Annotated in this window: 17 protein-coding genes; 13 read left to right on the top strand and 4 right to left on the bottom strand. The window is 59.6% G+C overall.

Annotation, left to right across the window (positions count from 1 at the left end; all coding sequences use genetic code 11):
- Positions 1–82 precede the first annotated feature (82 nt).
- The 3 genes from ACMUVN_RS27345 to ACMUVN_RS27335 all read left to right on the top strand — a co-directional run bounded on the left by ACMUVN_RS27345 (position 83) and on the right by ACMUVN_RS27335 (position 4,198).
- Entirely contained in the window at positions 83–1,768 is a 1,686-nt protein-coding gene (locus tag ACMUVN_RS27345; RefSeq protein WP_414815715.1) for a winged helix-turn-helix domain-containing protein, read from the top strand.
- Positions 1,769–2,055: 287 nt separating this feature from the next.
- Positions 2,056–3,957: an adenylate/guanylate cyclase domain-containing protein gene (locus ACMUVN_RS27340; RefSeq protein WP_414815714.1), complete on the top strand. Its 1,902-nt coding sequence runs from the start codon at positions 2,056–2,058 to the stop codon at positions 3,955–3,957.
- An 82-nt stretch (positions 3,958–4,039) separates the two neighbouring features.
- Positions 4,040–4,198, top strand: a complete 159-nt coding sequence (locus ACMUVN_RS27335; protein WP_414815713.1) for a nuclear transport factor 2 family protein — start codon at positions 4,040–4,042, stop codon at positions 4,196–4,198.
- A gap of 17 nt (positions 4,199–4,215) precedes the next feature.
- Here ACMUVN_RS27335 and ACMUVN_RS27330 read toward each other — a convergent pair whose 3' ends face one another.
- Positions 4,216–4,737 carry a hypothetical protein gene (locus ACMUVN_RS27330; RefSeq protein WP_028755451.1) on the bottom strand — a complete coding sequence of 174 codons (522 nt, stop codon included), beginning with the start codon at positions 4,735–4,737 and terminating at the stop codon, positions 4,216–4,218.
- Positions 4,738–4,950: 213 nt separating this feature from the next.
- On the opposite strand from ACMUVN_RS27330, the gene ACMUVN_RS27325 reads away from it, so the two are divergent.
- The 4 genes from ACMUVN_RS27325 (at position 4,951) to ACMUVN_RS27310 (ending at position 6,860) form a co-directional block, all read left to right on the top strand.
- A complete protein-coding gene (locus ACMUVN_RS27325) occupies positions 4,951–5,751 on the top strand; it encodes a hypothetical protein (RefSeq protein WP_028755450.1) in 801 nt (266 codons plus the stop codon).
- Positions 5,748–6,305, top strand: coding sequence for a sel1 repeat family protein (locus tag ACMUVN_RS27320; protein WP_414815712.1), 558 nt, complete (start codon positions 5,748–5,750; stop codon positions 6,303–6,305). The genes ACMUVN_RS27325 and ACMUVN_RS27320 overlap by 4 nt, the downstream gene beginning before the upstream one ends.
- Positions 6,306–6,369: 64 nt before the next feature.
- Complete coding sequence (locus tag ACMUVN_RS27315; protein WP_047617130.1) at positions 6,370–6,552, top strand: hypothetical protein; 183 nt, start codon at positions 6,370–6,372, stop codon at positions 6,550–6,552.
- 11 nt (positions 6,553–6,563) lie between these two features.
- Positions 6,564–6,860, top strand: a complete 297-nt coding sequence (locus tag ACMUVN_RS27310) for a hypothetical protein (RefSeq protein ID WP_414815711.1) — start codon at positions 6,564–6,566, stop codon at positions 6,858–6,860.
- Between the two features lie 124 nt (positions 6,861–6,984).
- Here ACMUVN_RS27310 and ACMUVN_RS27305 read toward each other — a convergent pair whose 3' ends face one another.
- Entirely contained in the window at positions 6,985–8,469 is a 1,485-nt protein-coding gene (locus ACMUVN_RS27305) for a SecDF P1 head subdomain-containing protein (protein WP_414815710.1), read from the bottom strand.
- A 233-nt stretch (positions 8,470–8,702) separates the two neighbouring features.
- Positions 8,703–9,128 carry a hypothetical protein gene (locus ACMUVN_RS27300; RefSeq protein ID WP_127431022.1) on the bottom strand — a complete coding sequence of 142 codons (426 nt, stop codon included), beginning with the start codon at positions 9,126–9,128 and terminating at the stop codon, positions 8,703–8,705.
- Positions 9,129–9,408: 280 nt separating this feature from the next.
- On the opposite strand from ACMUVN_RS27300, the gene ACMUVN_RS27295 reads away from it, so the two are divergent.
- Positions 9,409–9,996: a hypothetical protein gene (locus ACMUVN_RS27295; RefSeq protein ID WP_127431021.1), complete on the top strand. Its 588-nt coding sequence runs from the start codon at positions 9,409–9,411 to the stop codon at positions 9,994–9,996.
- A gap of 86 nt (positions 9,997–10,082) precedes the next feature.
- Here ACMUVN_RS27295 and ACMUVN_RS27290 read toward each other — a convergent pair whose 3' ends face one another.
- On the bottom strand, positions 10,083–10,784 hold the full coding sequence (locus ACMUVN_RS27290) for a class I SAM-dependent methyltransferase (protein ID WP_047617123.1): 702 nt from the start codon (positions 10,782–10,784) through the stop codon (positions 10,083–10,085).
- A 228-nt stretch (positions 10,785–11,012) separates the two neighbouring features.
- Here ACMUVN_RS27290 and ACMUVN_RS27285 point away from each other — a divergent pair, with 228 nt between their 5' ends.
- The 5 genes from ACMUVN_RS27285 to ACMUVN_RS27265 all read left to right on the top strand — a co-directional run bounded on the left by ACMUVN_RS27285 (position 11,013) and on the right by ACMUVN_RS27265 (position 14,785).
- Positions 11,013–11,333 (top strand): hypothetical protein, encoded by a 321-nt coding sequence (locus tag ACMUVN_RS27285; protein WP_028755442.1) that lies wholly within the window; start codon positions 11,013–11,015, stop codon positions 11,331–11,333.
- A gap of 191 nt (positions 11,334–11,524) precedes the next feature.
- On the top strand, positions 11,525–11,896 hold the full coding sequence (locus ACMUVN_RS27280) for a hypothetical protein (protein WP_028755441.1): 372 nt from the start codon (positions 11,525–11,527) through the stop codon (positions 11,894–11,896).
- Positions 11,897–12,304: 408 nt separating this feature from the next.
- The gene (locus tag ACMUVN_RS27275; protein WP_028755440.1) at positions 12,305–12,976 is read left to right on the top strand and encodes a class I SAM-dependent methyltransferase; all 672 of its coding nucleotides are present in this window, start codon (positions 12,305–12,307) and stop codon (positions 12,974–12,976) included.
- Positions 12,977–12,995: 19 nt separating this feature from the next.
- Positions 12,996–13,631, top strand: coding sequence for a TetR family transcriptional regulator (locus ACMUVN_RS27270; protein WP_127431016.1), 636 nt, complete (start codon positions 12,996–12,998; stop codon positions 13,629–13,631).
- 272 nt (positions 13,632–13,903) lie between these two features.
- The gene (locus ACMUVN_RS27265; protein WP_168332449.1) at positions 13,904–14,785 is read left to right on the top strand and encodes an aldo/keto reductase; all 882 of its coding nucleotides are present in this window, start codon (positions 13,904–13,906) and stop codon (positions 14,783–14,785) included.
- The last annotated feature ends 436 nt before the right edge of the window (positions 14,786–15,221 follow it).

Raw genomic sequence — 15,221 nt, 5'->3', positions numbered from 1 at the left:
AAAACAAAGGCGCTGCGGCGGCATTCACGGAGTTGCAGCTGTCTGATATGATAATGGATGTCCCCGCGGCAGGAGGCGGAGGATGGATTCCCGGGCTGCCAGGACGTTCGCGGTTAACGGCGTTATCGTTGATATTGCCGGAGGGATTGTGTGTGACCGGGAAGGGCGCGAGATCGCTCTCAGGCCGCAGGCCTTCCACCTCCTGAAGTCTCTCCTCGAAAACGCCGATCGGCTGGTCACCAAAGATGAGCTGATGCAGGCGGTGTGGCCAGGCGTGTTCGTCACCGATGACAGCCTGGTCCAATGCGTGCGCGATGTACGCCGCGCTCTTCACGATGAGCAACAGGCAGTTCTCAAGGCCGTACCGAAACGCGGATACCGGCTGATGATCACCGCCGCGAACCCGCCTTTGGCGCCGGCAAGGTGGAAATGGACTGCGGGTCTGGGCCTGGTGGTCTTTCTGGCGGCAGGTGCAGTCTGGCTCTTTACAAGTTACGCAATCGAGAAGCGTCCCGACGCGGGGCTGCCATCCATCGCGGTGCTGCCCTTCGACAATTATCGCGGTGACGAGGCGACCGGACGCCTCGCCGATGGCCTCGTCGAGGACATAATCACCGATCTGGCGGGGTTCCCTGAATTCGAGGTGATCGCCCGCAACTCGACTGAACAATACCGGGACAAACCAGCCGAGCCGAATGAGGTGGGCAGGACGCTTGGCGCGAGCTTTATTGTCGAAGGCTCAATTCAACGCCAAGCCGATCGGGTGCGGGTTACAGCACAACTCATCGACGCCAAAACGAACAAGCACCTTTGGTCGCAGCGCTGGGACCGGCCGGACCGGGACCTCTTTGCGATTCAAACGGAGATTGCCGGGCAGGTCTCCAACCGGCTCGGCGGCGGAGGCGGCGTGATCCAGGAGGCAGGCCGGATCGCGGCCCATCGCAAGCCGCCAAGCGACCTTACCGCCTATGAGCTGTACCTGCTCGGCACGGAGAAGCTTGCGAAGATGAATCGCGCTGATGTCGAGGAGGCAATCAAGCTCCTCAAAAGCGCCGCGGAACTGGACCCGGGGCTGGCGCGCGCCTGGGTTGAACTTTATCACGCGTATAGCGTCATGCCGAGTTTTGGCGCCGATTTCGAGGTCAACTTCCGACTGGCCGCCGAGGCCGCCGAGCGCGCGGTCACGCTCGATCCGATGGACGCCGAGGCGCACGCCGTGCTGGGCTTTAGTTTCGGCGACAGGAACGATCTTGCACGCGCCAAAGCGGAATTCGACACGGCGCTGCGCATGGCGCCGAACCAGTTCGAAATTCTGACCTTCTACGCCTTCTTGGCATCCACCTTCGGCGAGCCGCAGCGCGGTGCGGAGATGGTCGATCAGGCAATCCGCCTTAATCCGATCTACCCGGTGTGGAGTACGAGAATCTTTGCTGCTGCCTATTTCATGGCAGGACGCTACGAAGATGCGCTTCGCATGCAGGGTCAAATGGGTCCGGAAAACTACGGTCGACGGATGTGGGTATATCGTCCAGCCGCGCTAGCCGCCACCGGCCGCACGGCGGAAGCGAAAACGGCTCTCACACAAGCACTGAAATGGTTTCCCGATCTCACCATAGAGGGATTTGTGAGCCTTCCTGATACAAATGAAAACGACAGGCGGCGATTGATCGAAACCATGCGACTTGCCGGCTTTCCGCCCTGCGCAAAGCCCGAGGCATTGGCCGGTTTTGTCAAGCCTTTCAGGTTGCCTGAATGCGTCGAGCGTTGAATCTCGCAAGCAGTCTGCGGCGCGGATAGCGGTAACTTCGAGATTGAAACCTAGCTGGCCGGCTCGTTGCAACCGCACAAACCCTGAAATGCGCTACGAATGGTCTCTTCAACGGATGGTCGCTCGGCAGCGGCTTAGAGCGTCAGTGTTTCTGGAAGGAGCCGATTGCACCCAACGCGGCCAACCCAACGGCTCACCTCTAAAATCGGCTATTTTCCCGACATGATTGCGCCGGATTCTAAGCGCTACGATTAAGCATTGCGGTCAACAGGGAGTGGGGGCTTCCAATGCAACGCAGGCTTTCGGCGATCCTCTCGGCTGACATCGTCGGCTACACCCGTTTGATGGAAATCGATGACATCAGCACGCTGAACCGCCTCAAGTCGTTGCGCCATGACCTGGTCGACCCCTGTATTGCGACTCACAACGGACGGATCGTCAAGCTGATGGGTGATGGGATGCTGGTGGAGTTCGCCAGCGTTGCCGATGCCGTAAGGTGCGCCACCGAGATTCAAAGCACGATAGCCAGAGCCGAACCCCAGGAGGCCCAAGACCGCGGTCTCGTATATCGCATCGGGGTCAATCTTGGCTACATCATCGTCGATGGTGACGACATCCATGGTGACGGGGTCAACGTCGCGGCGCGCCTGCAATCCCTCGCCGATCCCGGCGGGGTCGCGATCGCTGGCATCGTGCGCGAGCATATCGGCAGCAAGTTGGGGGTCGACTTCGAGGATTTCGGCCAACATTCCGTGAAGAACCACGAGAGGCCCATACAAGTCCACATGGCGCGCTTCGGACACAGATGGCAGGATTCACCGCCGAAGCGGCCTCCTGCGGCGGTGATCGCCGAAAGCGAAGGCGTGTCTATTGCGGTGCTACCGTTCACCAACATGAGCGGCGATCCGGAACAGGAATACTTCAGTGATGGCATCACCGAGGACATCATTACGGATCTTGCGAAAGTGTCCGCGCTCAGCGTCATCGCCCGCAATTCAAGCTTTATCTACAAAGGTCGCGCCGTGGACATGAAGCAGGTGGGATGCGAACTCGGCGTGCGGTATGTGCTGGAAGGCAGCGTGCGCAAGGCCGGAAACAAAGTGCGCATTGCGGCTCAGCTTATCAACGGAACGGATGGCCGGCACGTGTGGGCGGAGCGATACGATCGCGACCTTGAAGATATATTCGCGCTGCAGGACGAAATCTCCAAGCACATTGTCGACGCGCTTAAGGTCCGGCTCCTCGCAAAGGAGCTTGAGACTATCACCAAGCGGGGAACCGACAATCCGGAGGCCTATCAAATTTATCTGATGGGGCGGTCGTTCTTTAACCGTGGACACGAATCGAGAAGCATAAAGGCAGCCCGGGGTCTGTTCGCGAAGGCCGTCGACCTAGATCCGCGCTATGCACGGGCTTATGCCGGACTGTCCGACTGCGACTCCTACCTTCTGCTCGCCAATGATCCGGCTGCCACATATGACAACATCCTAGACAACGCCAACCGGGCTCTGGAGCTCGATCCAGGTCTCTCCGACGCCCATGCATCGCGAGGCATCGCAATGTTTACCAAGGGCCTGCGGGCTGAGGCCGAGGCAGAGTTCGAGCTCGCCCTCGAACGAGATCCGACCTCTTTCGAGGCGAACTTCTTCTACGGGCGCAATTGTCACGCGCAGGGCCAGTTCGAAAAGGCGCGCGGCCTCTACGAGCGCACTATCGCCTTGAAGCCAGATGATTATCGGGCCTGGGACCAGCTGCGAGCGGTCCATATATCCCTTGGGCACCATCAAGAAGCAGCTCAGTCGGCGCGAGAGTGCCTTCGGCTGATAGAAGGAGAGATTGCCGCACATCCAGACGAGCCGATCCTTATGTGCTATGGCGGCTGTTTGCTGGCGGATCTGGGCGAGATGGAGCGTGGAGCGTCGTGGGCGTCCCGTGCCGCCGCAATCGCTGGGGACGACCTCAGAGTGCTCTATAATCTCGCTTGTTGCTATGCGAAGCTCGGCAAACCTGCTGAGGCCATTGCCTGCCTTGAACGGCAGGCGTCCGGATCGCCTACCTATGTCGCGTCGGTCGTGGCGTGGATGAAGAAGGACAGCGATCTAGATCCTCTCCGGAACCATCCGCGCTACCTGGCTCTCGCCGACCGGCTGGAAGCTCAGCTAGCAGAGCCTCCTGGCCTCATTCCTTGATCGGGATTCCGGCTTCGATCGCAGCGTCGATAAACGCCTGTCGCGCCTCCTGATCGATTGGCTTTCGCCGGCCGCTGCCACCGTGAAGGTCAGGCTGCGGATTCATTCCAACGTTTTCATCGACCATCTCTGCTTCGTGAAAGGCATCGAGGGCTGGCGGATCGTCGCCAAGGTCTGGCATCTGGAAACGGTGAGGGTATCGTTGCCCGCTCCACAACATCAGGCCTTGCCGGGAAGCTGATGGCGCCCCGGCGACGCCTAGAATTCCTGAACGAATTCACACGCCAGCAAGGTTTTGCCTGGCAGGGCATTGCCTTGGCGGGCAACGATGGAGACCTTTCCGGGTCCGGCCATTCCCGGTTCCGGCTGCAGATCTGCCGGCAGTTCGCGCGAATAGCCCTTGGTAGATGCACCCAGCAGGTCCGAGGTCTCCCGCTTCAAGCCGTATTTTGCGGCCAGATCGTCGGCGCGTTCGCCTTCGACCAAAATTCCAACCGCGTTGCTTGCAAAGAAAACCTCGTTCGATTTGAAGCCGTCGCGGCCGATCTGGTTCGGGAGTTTGTAGATCGCCGCACCCAGAGACGACGTGTCTGGTTTGGCCAAAGCCTCCACGACGTCATAGATCTTCATTGCCGATGTCATCGTATAGGGTGGCTTGCAAAGGGCTGCGTCAAAGAACTTGTCATTGGCCGACTCGGCCAGAACCTGTCCGGCCTGAAATGCCGCAAAAGCGACGCACACAGAGAAGGCGGCGGAGCGAATGAATTGAGCGTTGGGCATGGAATATTCCTGAGAGCGCTATGGCGGTTAGCATTCGTTGTAATGCATCGGGATGCTTAGGGGATTCGAAGCAATTGTGCTACCTTAAGTTTAGCCCCTCGACATTTTCTGAAGGGCTGCCAAATGTTGAGCGAAAGGGCGCTGTCGATGGCGAACGGACAATTCGGCTTGCCCGGCTCGGAGTCCGGACAGTTTGGTAGGGCGAAAATGTAAATGACGTCACGAATGCAGGAGCACGTCGTCGAATTTCAGAGCCTCGCCGGCAGTGTGTCATCGATTTCATCAGGCAATCCAAACTCTCTTCTCAAGGCCACGGCCGGCCTGCTGGATGACGCCGATCTGCAGAGCATTGCGCGCGCCGACTACGGCAATGACAGCGAAGAACATCTCGCCCGGCTCGTCGATATCGCCCGGCTGTGCGAATTGCCGTCGCCATTGCAATGGCATCCCCGCGAGGTTCTGGAACTGACCCGGTGGTCTGAACCCGGGCAGCAGGGTCCCGGCATGGTGGCGAACCTATCCAGGCAATGCGCGTTTGCGTGCACGGTTCTGCTCGTCTCCTATGGCGACCCGCGCAACGCGGGTGCTTCTTATGGCGGCAACCAGACACTCATAAACTTGATCGGCAGCCTGGAAGCCCTCGGCTTGGATGTCGAGGATGACGTTCTGTCGCTGTTATTCTGGCTGATTCCGCGCCTGCCGGAACATGAAGCGGGAGAGATCCCCTTCTTCGGGCTGGCCATGCTGTGGTTCGCGCTTGGCCGTCCGCACCAATGGAACGACGCAGCGCTTCTCGGTCTCTGCGAGTGGATCATGGTCGCCGAAGAGGCCGCCAGGCGCCGCAGATCCCCCGGCATGGATGCAAGCGGAGCGTGGCTGGTTTCGGGAACCGGCTATGACACCCATTGCGACCGGTGGCGGAAATTGGGGCGGAGGCTGGCGGATCGGCTCGACATGCGTCACGGCCCTGAGGTCAGAGAGGCTGTCCAATTGATCGGAGCAATGCTGGCATGACTGCGTCTGATGAGGAACTGGCCCAGCAATTGTACAAACAGAAGCGTTATAAGGAAGCCTTGCCTCTGCTGGAGGAGGCGGCAAATGCCGGATCTGCCTGGGCTCATGGAGTGTTGGGTTGGATGTATTGGTATGGCCATGCTGTTCGAAAGGATAAAGATCAATCGCTTCACCACTACCAGTTGGCCTATGACGGTGGAAACGAGTCCGCTGCTCATCCTCTTGGGCTCAGCCATTTCGACGCTGGACGCGCCGAACTCGCGCTGGAATGGTTCCGGAGAGACCGGCATCACCCGATATCGTCGCTCTATTGGCAATACAGGACGATCGAGGCGCATCCCCATTTGGCGCGGCATGCCGACGAAGCCGATGACATTCTGTTGGCTGCAGCCAATGGCGGCCACCTGTTCGCGAAACGTGATGTGGCTTTTCGAATGATGAAAGGGCACAAGCGTTTTGGCACACGACGCCAGGGTGTGTTTCTATGGTTGGGTCTCTATCCCGATCTGTTCCGTCTGGCCCGTGCCGATTCCTATGATGAACGGCTCCGCTAAAGCATGTCGCACAAAACTGCGGAGAGAGAGATTGTAGTGACGTCTTTCGAAGACAGGAGAACCCATGATCGCAGCCTATATCGATGAAATCATCATGTTTTGCGCCGGCTTGTGGATGGCGTCCGTCGGCTTTGGTTATCTGCCCTTTCCCGGCAATCCGGCCAGCCGGCCGCCGGTGGTCCGCCACTTCAAGTGGATGGGTCCCCTGCTGCTTGCCATCGCCATCATTCTGGCCGCCGCCTCATAGGCTCATCCGCAATGAACGATATGTTGGCCTGCCCGTCCTGCGGATCGGATAAAACCGAATCGATCGTCCATGGCGGTTCGTACATTCTTCGATGCGCCGCCTGCGGCGAAGCAATCGTCGCGACATCGTTCATGGCGATGCTCGACTCGGATCACCGGTGTTCAGCCTTTGTCGATCCGAGTCCGGGAAAACACCCTGCGCCAGATATGCTCGTCGCCGATGGACCGCTCCGGCAGATCGCAACGGCAATCAGCGCTGCGGCGAGGGATGGAACTTTGATACGTCTGATCCCCGAAGCAAAGGATTGAAGCCCCGCGTCGTTCCCCCGTTCATTTTGCCATCGGCGATTGACCCGGCGGCTGAAGTGAGGGGCAGCTGACCAGGGCGCAGCCGATGATGCCGCCGGGAAGGCAGACTGCACAGGTGGCGCCTTCATGGGCGTAGCCGGACGACAATCTTGGCGCCGGGAGCCTTCAGCTGTTCCGCCAGCGCTTCCAAATCTTTCCGATCCGTTCCCGACAGAACAATGCGGCCATCCATGATCGGCTCCCTCATCCAGGGTTCCATGACGACATTGTCGTTGATCAGCATCTGCGTTTGTCGCCCCAATGCCGCCTGGGTGAAATCGCGGAATTCGGCAGCGCCTTCCGGGGTGAGCTCGATATTCAGTCCGTGGTCGTAGGACCCAGGGGACAGGGTTACCTCTGCGCTCTTCACCTCAAGCGAGACAGGTGCGATTGCCTTGGCCCCGTCATCATCTGCGGCAGCGGCCGTATCTTGTGATGCCGTTGGCGGCGCAGGAGGTGTCGAAAGCTCATCCAGGATGCCCGGCCCGGTCTTGGCCGATGGCAGCGGCTCGATGCCCAAATCAGGCGTCTGCAAGTCTTTTGCCGTCAGCACGGCAGGCAGCGGCAGCTTGGCCGGCATGTCCTCGCGTTGGATATGGGTGTATGTGCGAAACGTTGCGTCTCCCGTCGTAACGGTCACGATCTCCGACGCTTCGAGCGTCGAGCCATCGTTCAGGGACACCACGAGTTCGACGCTTCGGTTCTTGCTGGCGCGTTTGACGGAAGCCAGCTGATCGGCCGTCAGGCTCTTTGCCCGCTCGGCAAAGCTGCTCATCAAATTTGCGATCACCGGCCGCTGCGACTGACTGAACGCTGCGGCATCGGCTTCCTCCGACAGCGAAAGGGTTGCCGTGCCTGCGGTTGCGTCGGTCGATTTCAGGGTCCAGGTCGAGGTCACCGGGACATTGACGCCGCCATAGTCCTCGTCTCGGGATGCCACCGAGGCCTGTCCCATTTCCATCGTCTCCGCCTGGTAGGATTGCCCTGTGGCAAGCAGTTGCGCTTCCGGCACCAGGGCGGTAACAATCAGCAGAGGGTTCGCCTCTATCTTGTTGATGATGTCATAGACCCCGTTTTCCCGTGCCGCGGAGACGCCGGCTGCGGGAGCGCCGCCGGCGGCCATCTCCTGCATATGCGCCACGATCTGATCGGCATCGGAGAGAGTGCGCGGGTTGCCGTTCAGGTCGGTTTCGAATTCGAGCGTGGCGGTGCCATAGGCTGTGAGGGAAGTCCGATAGAGCAGGTTCATCTGATAACTATCGGCAAGGCCAGCGGTGCCTTCCGGCAAATCGGCGCTGAGGGACCAGCGGACCCGCATGCCGTCTTCATCCCGCGACAGCACCGTCATACGCTGGCGAAACGCGCCGCGCATCGTCATGGCCGAGGCGCCTGGCTTGTCGAACCAGAACGACATATCGGTTTCAGACGCTTTTTGAACGCGGTAGCTGCGCTCGACGCCCGTCGCCGGCGCGTAGCCCGGGATCTCCATGCCGTCGGCGGACCATGCTGGATGGGAGAGTGTGAGGCACAGGAAAAACCAGACAAAACTCTTCCTGTACAATGACGTCATGCTGGCAAGGCCTCTGAACATTGAAGGTTGCGGCATCTTCCGGCTGCCGGTAGCGAGCATATTTGCCGATGAAGAGGATGGGTAGTACCCCTGTCGCAATAATCGTTTTGCGCGAAGCCGCTTCAGGTTTTCAACATCGAGATCGGGAGATTAAGGTTAACTTCTCAGCGGCCGCTCCGGTCTCTGCCCCAAGACAGCGAAGCGAAAGGCCCCCAAGACAGCGAATCGAAAAACTATTGCTCGTCCGGATGGTCTTTCATATAGGCTTCCCTTTCTTCCTTCCCGAACAAGGATGAGTAATAGCCGCTGCAAACCAGGTATGAGCACTCATCCGGGTTGCCCGTTTGCCATCCCGGCTGGCAGAGGACGACGCGACGGAATTTGGCGTTGCAAAGCCCGTGGTTTGCCAGGAGCCGCGGATCGTTTCCGAAATACGCGCTTATGGCGTCCTGGTGAGTCCATGCGGGAACGATTTTCCAATCAGCGGCGCCGCCCTCAGCGCTCACATTGCCGGTCGCACAGAACGACCAATTCGAGATCACGACCGGCTGATCGCAGGGAAAGGCCTGGACGGCGCTTGCCAGCAAGATCGAAAACAAGACCAGCAATCGCTTGCCGCAAACCACCACGCTCTTTTTTCCCATGCCGATCATTCGCATCGCGCTCCTACCCTTCGAGATTCAGCGCCCTGATCCTAGCAGACGCAACCGAACGATGTAAGATCGAAACTAAGAATATTTTCCTAGTTCATGGATCGTTCTTGCGCTAGGTTGCCGTGATTGCAACCATGGAATGCCGGATGTCGAGCAAATTTTTCCTTATCGGCGAGTTGGTCGCCGGGACGAGCCTGGGCCGTCGCCCGCTTTATGAACAGAATTCCCGGTCTCGCAGGGTGAGTAGATTGCCGAAGGATCGACCGGCAACGCGGGCGAGGGGCTGATGGTCAAATTCAACCCTCGCGACAAAAGCCGAACCAGTCAGGGAAAGACGCGGGCGATGGTGCGCAAGCATACTGCTCCGCCAAGCGGCACGGATAACGGGTGCCTTCGCTGGCAATGGTTCACCATTCAGTTGCTGGAATCTGCGGCCTTCACGACATTGAGCGCGAATGCCTGCCGCGCCTTTTTCCGCATCGTCATCGAGCACACGTCCCACGCCGCCTTGGAAAACGGCAAGCTTGTCGTGACCCATCCGCAGTTCGTTTCCTACGGCGTGACCGGCGAATATGTGGCCGATGCGCTCGATGAGCTGGAATATAAGGGGCTGATAAAAGTTCGCCGCGGCCGGGCGGGCAGCGGGGTCGCGCATCCCAACCGGTTCACGCTCACCTTTGTCGGTGATCATGAAGGCGCGCCGCCCACCGACGAGTGGAAGCGGTGCACGGCCGAAAGATGCCGGAAATGGTCCGAGACCGACCGCAAGATTGCCGCCGACAAACGCGGGCGCCTCGGCAGGAAGAAAAAAACGCCACTTCGGGATCCCGAAATTCCCCCACTTCGGGATTCCGAAATTCGCCGCGCTTCGTGAGGCGTCGGCATCAGGAAATATGGAATGATTTCAATAGTGCAGCCAATTTCGGGATTCCGCAGTGCTATATAGATTTTGGTGGGGAGTTACTGTCGAAGGCACTTGGCGACGATCAGGAACTCCGTCTCCCGTCCCCCGATCCTTCCGGCCGAAACTGTGCGCAGCAGAAGGCCGAAAGCCTCATAGAGCCAATAAAGCGGGGGAATTCTGTCTTTGAGCGCATGCACCTGGGTCGACACATATTCGCCGACGAAGACGATATCCATGCCGAGTTCCTTCAATGTCTGGGCAATCTCCGAATGGGATGCCTCGGCGGCGTGCTCGACGCGAAACGGCGCATAGCCCGGCTTCCCCGCGTTTTTCTGCCGCAGCACGTAGCGATAGAACAGGACATGGCTCCACCAGGGTGTGAGGTCGGTGAAGATCCCCTTGGCGGAACTGAGGATCGGACCTTTGACGAACACCAGACCGCCGGGAGACAAGGTATCATGGGCTCTCAACAAGGCGGAGCGCGGGTTTTCCAAATGCTCGAGAACGTCCCAGAACACGCAGGCGTCGAAGCGGCGATCTCCATAGTCGATGGTTTGAGCATCGCCGAGGATCCTTTCCGCGGCGTCCTTGTTCTTCTCGAGCTGCTCCTTGGAGATGTCCAGGACCGTATATCGCGCGCCTTTTAGTGGGATATGCGTGCGAGAGCCGCCCCCAACCTCAAGGATATCCGTGTTGATCTTGCTGGAAAACGCTGATTGTGCATGTGACAGTGCGTCGTTTACCCACGGCGAAGCCATAATCTTCCTCCCCCGGAGAGATTAGTGTCTACTATTGTAAGTAAGCATCAATGTAATAATTTAGCAATATTTTAAACATATTCGGGGCGCCCGCCATTCTTGGCCCGCATCCCCGAAATAGACAAGCGGCGGCTTTTGTCTGAAAGGGTGATTTGCCTAGTTTCGCGCAACCTTCCTGATGTATCCGCAGCTCTGATGATCTCAGAGGCGCTTCGGCCGGAGGAATGCATGATGGTGGGAATTTTTCGGGCTCTGGCTGCCCTGGCGATGATGACGGCGCTTGCCGGCTGTGTCGACCATGCCAATGATCCCGTGCTCCTGGCAGTCGGCGTGCCGGTCAACCCGCCTTCTGTTGCGCACGGCATTTGCATGACCGACGGCAACGCCATGTATGACGAGGCGCGGAAGCAGTATCAGCTGCGCGCCCAGCTGACCGGTTATGCCGGGGCCGATGAACTTGAGGCGGAAACCACGGCGCGCGCCGCCGCCCATCGTCAATATGTCGCCTGCCTCTCCGGCCAGGGCTACCGGACATTATACGCGAATTGAGAACAGAGAATTCACGGTGCAGCCCGGCTGCTCTTTGAGCTCCTCTTCTGATCGCGACTTTTCACGTTTTTCGGCGATTTAGTCACGCCGGATCGCCTGCAATCACGAGTTTTGGAATTGCATGTGAGCCACGGAACTCCGCCGGTGGGGAAGGCATTCTCCCGAGATAAATCCAGTAAGGAGGGTTTATCATGAAAATGCTCAGACTTGCCCCTTCCACCGCCGCGCTCGCCACCCTTCTCGCCATCGCCTCGATTGCATCAGTGCAGGCGGCTCCCGTCCAGACGGCTTTCCCGCCCGGTATTTCGGAGGTAAAAACGGTGCAATATAAACCACATGCCGGATCCTGGCATGGTTATCAGGGCTTCCGCACCGAACGCCCCGGCACCCGCCGCCATTCCGATGGCTATTGGTATCCGCTGGCCGCCTTCGGCGTCGAAGCCGGCACCACGGGCTCCATTATCCGCGAGCCGGTGAACAGGCCGGCAGCACCGGAAATGTGCAACCCTACGTTTTCTGGATCGATCGGCCCCGGCAGCATGCCGTGTGATAACGGCTATTGAGCCGGCACAGGAAAGAGGCGGCGACGAGCCGCCTTTTTCTTGCTCGGCGTGCCGCTCACATATCCGTGACCTCTGTTTCGGCGTCGCCGCTCGCGGGGCGAGGGGACGTGCCCCGCGAAAGGTTAGTGGGAACGGAGAGGTCGCGGCATGGTCCCTTCGCCCCGTTTGCGGGGGTCCGAAGGACGGGTCGAGACCCGTGGCTCGACCCCGGTCGGCGCCGCGCAACGGTTACGCCCATATCTTGCATCAAATGCAAAAATGCAATAAGTACAGAATCAAACAATATTGGATGCCGGCGCTGCAATAAGCCGCATCGAAGAGCGATTGACCTGTCTGCCTTGGAATTGCCATGCTCGCCGCGATGGTCGCTTTTCATAATCAATCGAATTTCAGACAGGTGGGATAGTCATGACCGCAAAGGCCGCATGCTCCGATTTCCTGCATTTTTTCCGCTCATGGATCAGCAACCCGCTTCGCGTCGCGGCCATCGCGCCGTCGGGCGATTCGCTGGCCAGGATCATGACCAGTGAAATTGCCGCACTTGACGGGCCGATCATCGAGCTCGGCCCGGGCACCGGCGTCTTCACCCGCGCGCTTTTGGCGCGCGGCGTCAGTGAGGCGGATCTGACGCTGATTGAATACGGTCCGGAGTTCATAAACTCTCTGCAGGCGCGTTTCCCCACGGCGCGTGTGTTGCAGATGGACGCGGCCCAGCTCGCTCATGCCGATATTTTCGACGGCGAACCGGTTGGCGCTGTCGTCAGCGGCCTGCCGCTGCTCTCCATGTCGCCGCGCAAGATCGCCTCGATCATGGCGGGCGCCTTCGCCTATATGCGGCCGGGCGGGGCGGTCTATCAATTTACCTACGGTCCGCGCTGCCCGGTGCCGCGGCCGATCCTCGACCGTCTCGGCCTGAAGGCGGTGCGCATCGGCGGCACGGTCCGCAACCTGCCGCCGGCCTCCGTTTACAGGATTTCGCGCCGTAAGCCGCTGGAACTGTCGCGCGAGCGCTTCAACTATCGCAACAGCGAGACCGAAATCGACGATGTCGCCGCTTTTTCCAACGAAACCGGCGGCTGAATTGTGATGCCGGGCAGGAATGGCTGAGAGCAAGCGGACGGAGACGGGGGAGGGCCGGCGGGAACGCAAGCGGCGGCAGACGCGCGAGCGCATCGAAAACGCGGCGATGGCCCTCTTTCTCCAGCGCGGCTTCGACGCCACGACGATCGAAGACATCACCGAGGCGGCTGATGTCTCCAAGCGCAGTTTCTTCGACTATTTCCCCTCCAAGGAAGAGGTGGTTTTCGCCTGGCAGGATAGCTTTGCCGATCGGCTGATGGCGGAAATCGCCGCAAGGCCTGCAGAGGAATCCTCCGTCGAGGCGGTCGAGGCCGCGATCACCACAACCGTCATCGCTTCCGTCGACGAGCGTGGCCTGGCGCTCGGCGAACTCATCCGTTGCACGCCGGCGCTGAAAGCCCGCGACCAGCTGAAATACGCCAAGCTCGAACAGAAGCTCGCCGAGGCGCTGCTGCTGCGCAGGGGAAATGACTCGGAGCAGCGGTCGCGGATGCGCGTCCTGGCGGCAATCGTCATCGGCGCGCTGCGCGTCGGCGGCGAACTCTGGCAGCAGCGCCCGGCAGGCGCCTCGCCGCAGGATTTCGCGCATGAGATCTTCGCCGAGCTTTGGAAAATGCTGGCGGAGTTCGGCGACCAGGCGAAGACCAGGCTTTGACGTAGGGCGCCTCGCAGTCGCCTGTACGCGCTGCGCGTCCGTCCGACGGCAATGTTTTCATCGCCGTCACTGTTATCCCTGCAGTGCCATCCTATATGTGCAAGCGTCGCAGCGACCACATTCTCATTCATCATCTCGATGGGCGGGTCATCACCATGCCGGCATTCCTTTCGATCAGGGCGCATTCGCGCTCGAAGGCATCCCAAAAGCCCAGGCATCTCCGACCGTTTCATCGACTTTCAGTGATCTATTGACCCAAGAGAGGAAAGACCATGTCCAGTTACAACGCAGCCAAGTCAGGCACCTTCAAGATCGGCGGCGAGATCGAGGTCAACCGTCTCGGATACGGCGCCATGCGCGTGACCGGTGACGGAATCTGGGGCGAGCCCGCCGATCATGCCGAATCTATCCGCACGCTGAAGCGGCTGCCGGAGCTTGGCGTCAACTTCATCGATACGGCCGATTCCTACGGCCCCGATATTTCCGAATGGCTGATCAAGGAGGCACTGCATCCCTATGCCGCCAAGTCCGTCATCGCCACCAAGGGCGGGCTCACCCGCCACGGCCCGAACATCTGGCTGCCCGTCGGACGTCCGGAATATCTGATCCAGCAGGCGCATAAGAGCCTGCGTAATCTCGGTGTCGAGCAGATCGATCTCTGGCAGTTGCACCGCATCGATCCGAAAGTGCCGGCCAAGGAACAGTTCGACGCGATCAAATCGCTGCTCGATGCCGGCCTCATCCGCCATGCGGGGCTGAGCGAAGTGTCGGTTGCCGACATCGAAGCGGCGTCGAAGCACTTCAAGGTCGCGACCGTCCAGAACCGCTACAATCTCGTCGACCGCACCAGCGAGGACGTGCTCGATTATTGCGCCAAGCACAATATCGGTTTCATCCCGTGGTATCCGCTCGCCGCCGGCGATCTCGCCAAGCCGGGTTCGCTGCTCGATACGATCGCCAGAAAGCACAATGCCGCCCCCAGCCAGATCGCGCTCGCCTGGGTGCTGAAGCGCAGCCCGGTCATGCTGCCGATCCCCGGCACCTCAAAGGTCAAGCATCTCGAGGAAAACGTTGCGGCGGTTGATATCACGCTGTCGGACGAGGAATTCTCGGCTCTCGATGCCGAGGGTCGGAGGGTGTTCAAGGCGGCTTGATTTGCACCCGGTGGCTGCCACTCACCGTAACCCTCTCCCCGTAAAAACGGGGCGAGGGGACCTGCCATGCGAGAGCCGAGGTGGGAATGGAGAGGGCGCGGTATATCCCCTTCGCCCCGTTTGCGGGGGGTCCGAAGGACGGGTCGAGACCAGTGGCTCGACCCCGGTCGGTGCCGGCAGGCGGATGAGGGTCCAGCCTCGCCGATCTCCCAGGCCGCAATTTTCGGCAGAATTTTGACCACATGGTCAAACATGCCGTAAAATGAGGCGCTGGCCTGTTATTTTAGAGGCAAGCCATGCGCTGATTGCATTGCTGCATTGCGGTATTTTCGCTATTCCCGATCAAAAGAATTGGGTATTACTATCTTCGTAAGCAGCGCACTCCTCCTCCCAGCGCTCTTACATCGGACTGACAACACTCCTCCTCCCAGTTGTC

The organism is Rhizobium sp. IY2 (assembly GCF_047532935.1).
GTDB lineage: Bacteria > Pseudomonadota > Alphaproteobacteria > Rhizobiales > Rhizobiaceae > Rhizobium > Rhizobium anhuiense.
This window is presented reverse-complemented; position numbering and strand designations above follow the sequence as displayed.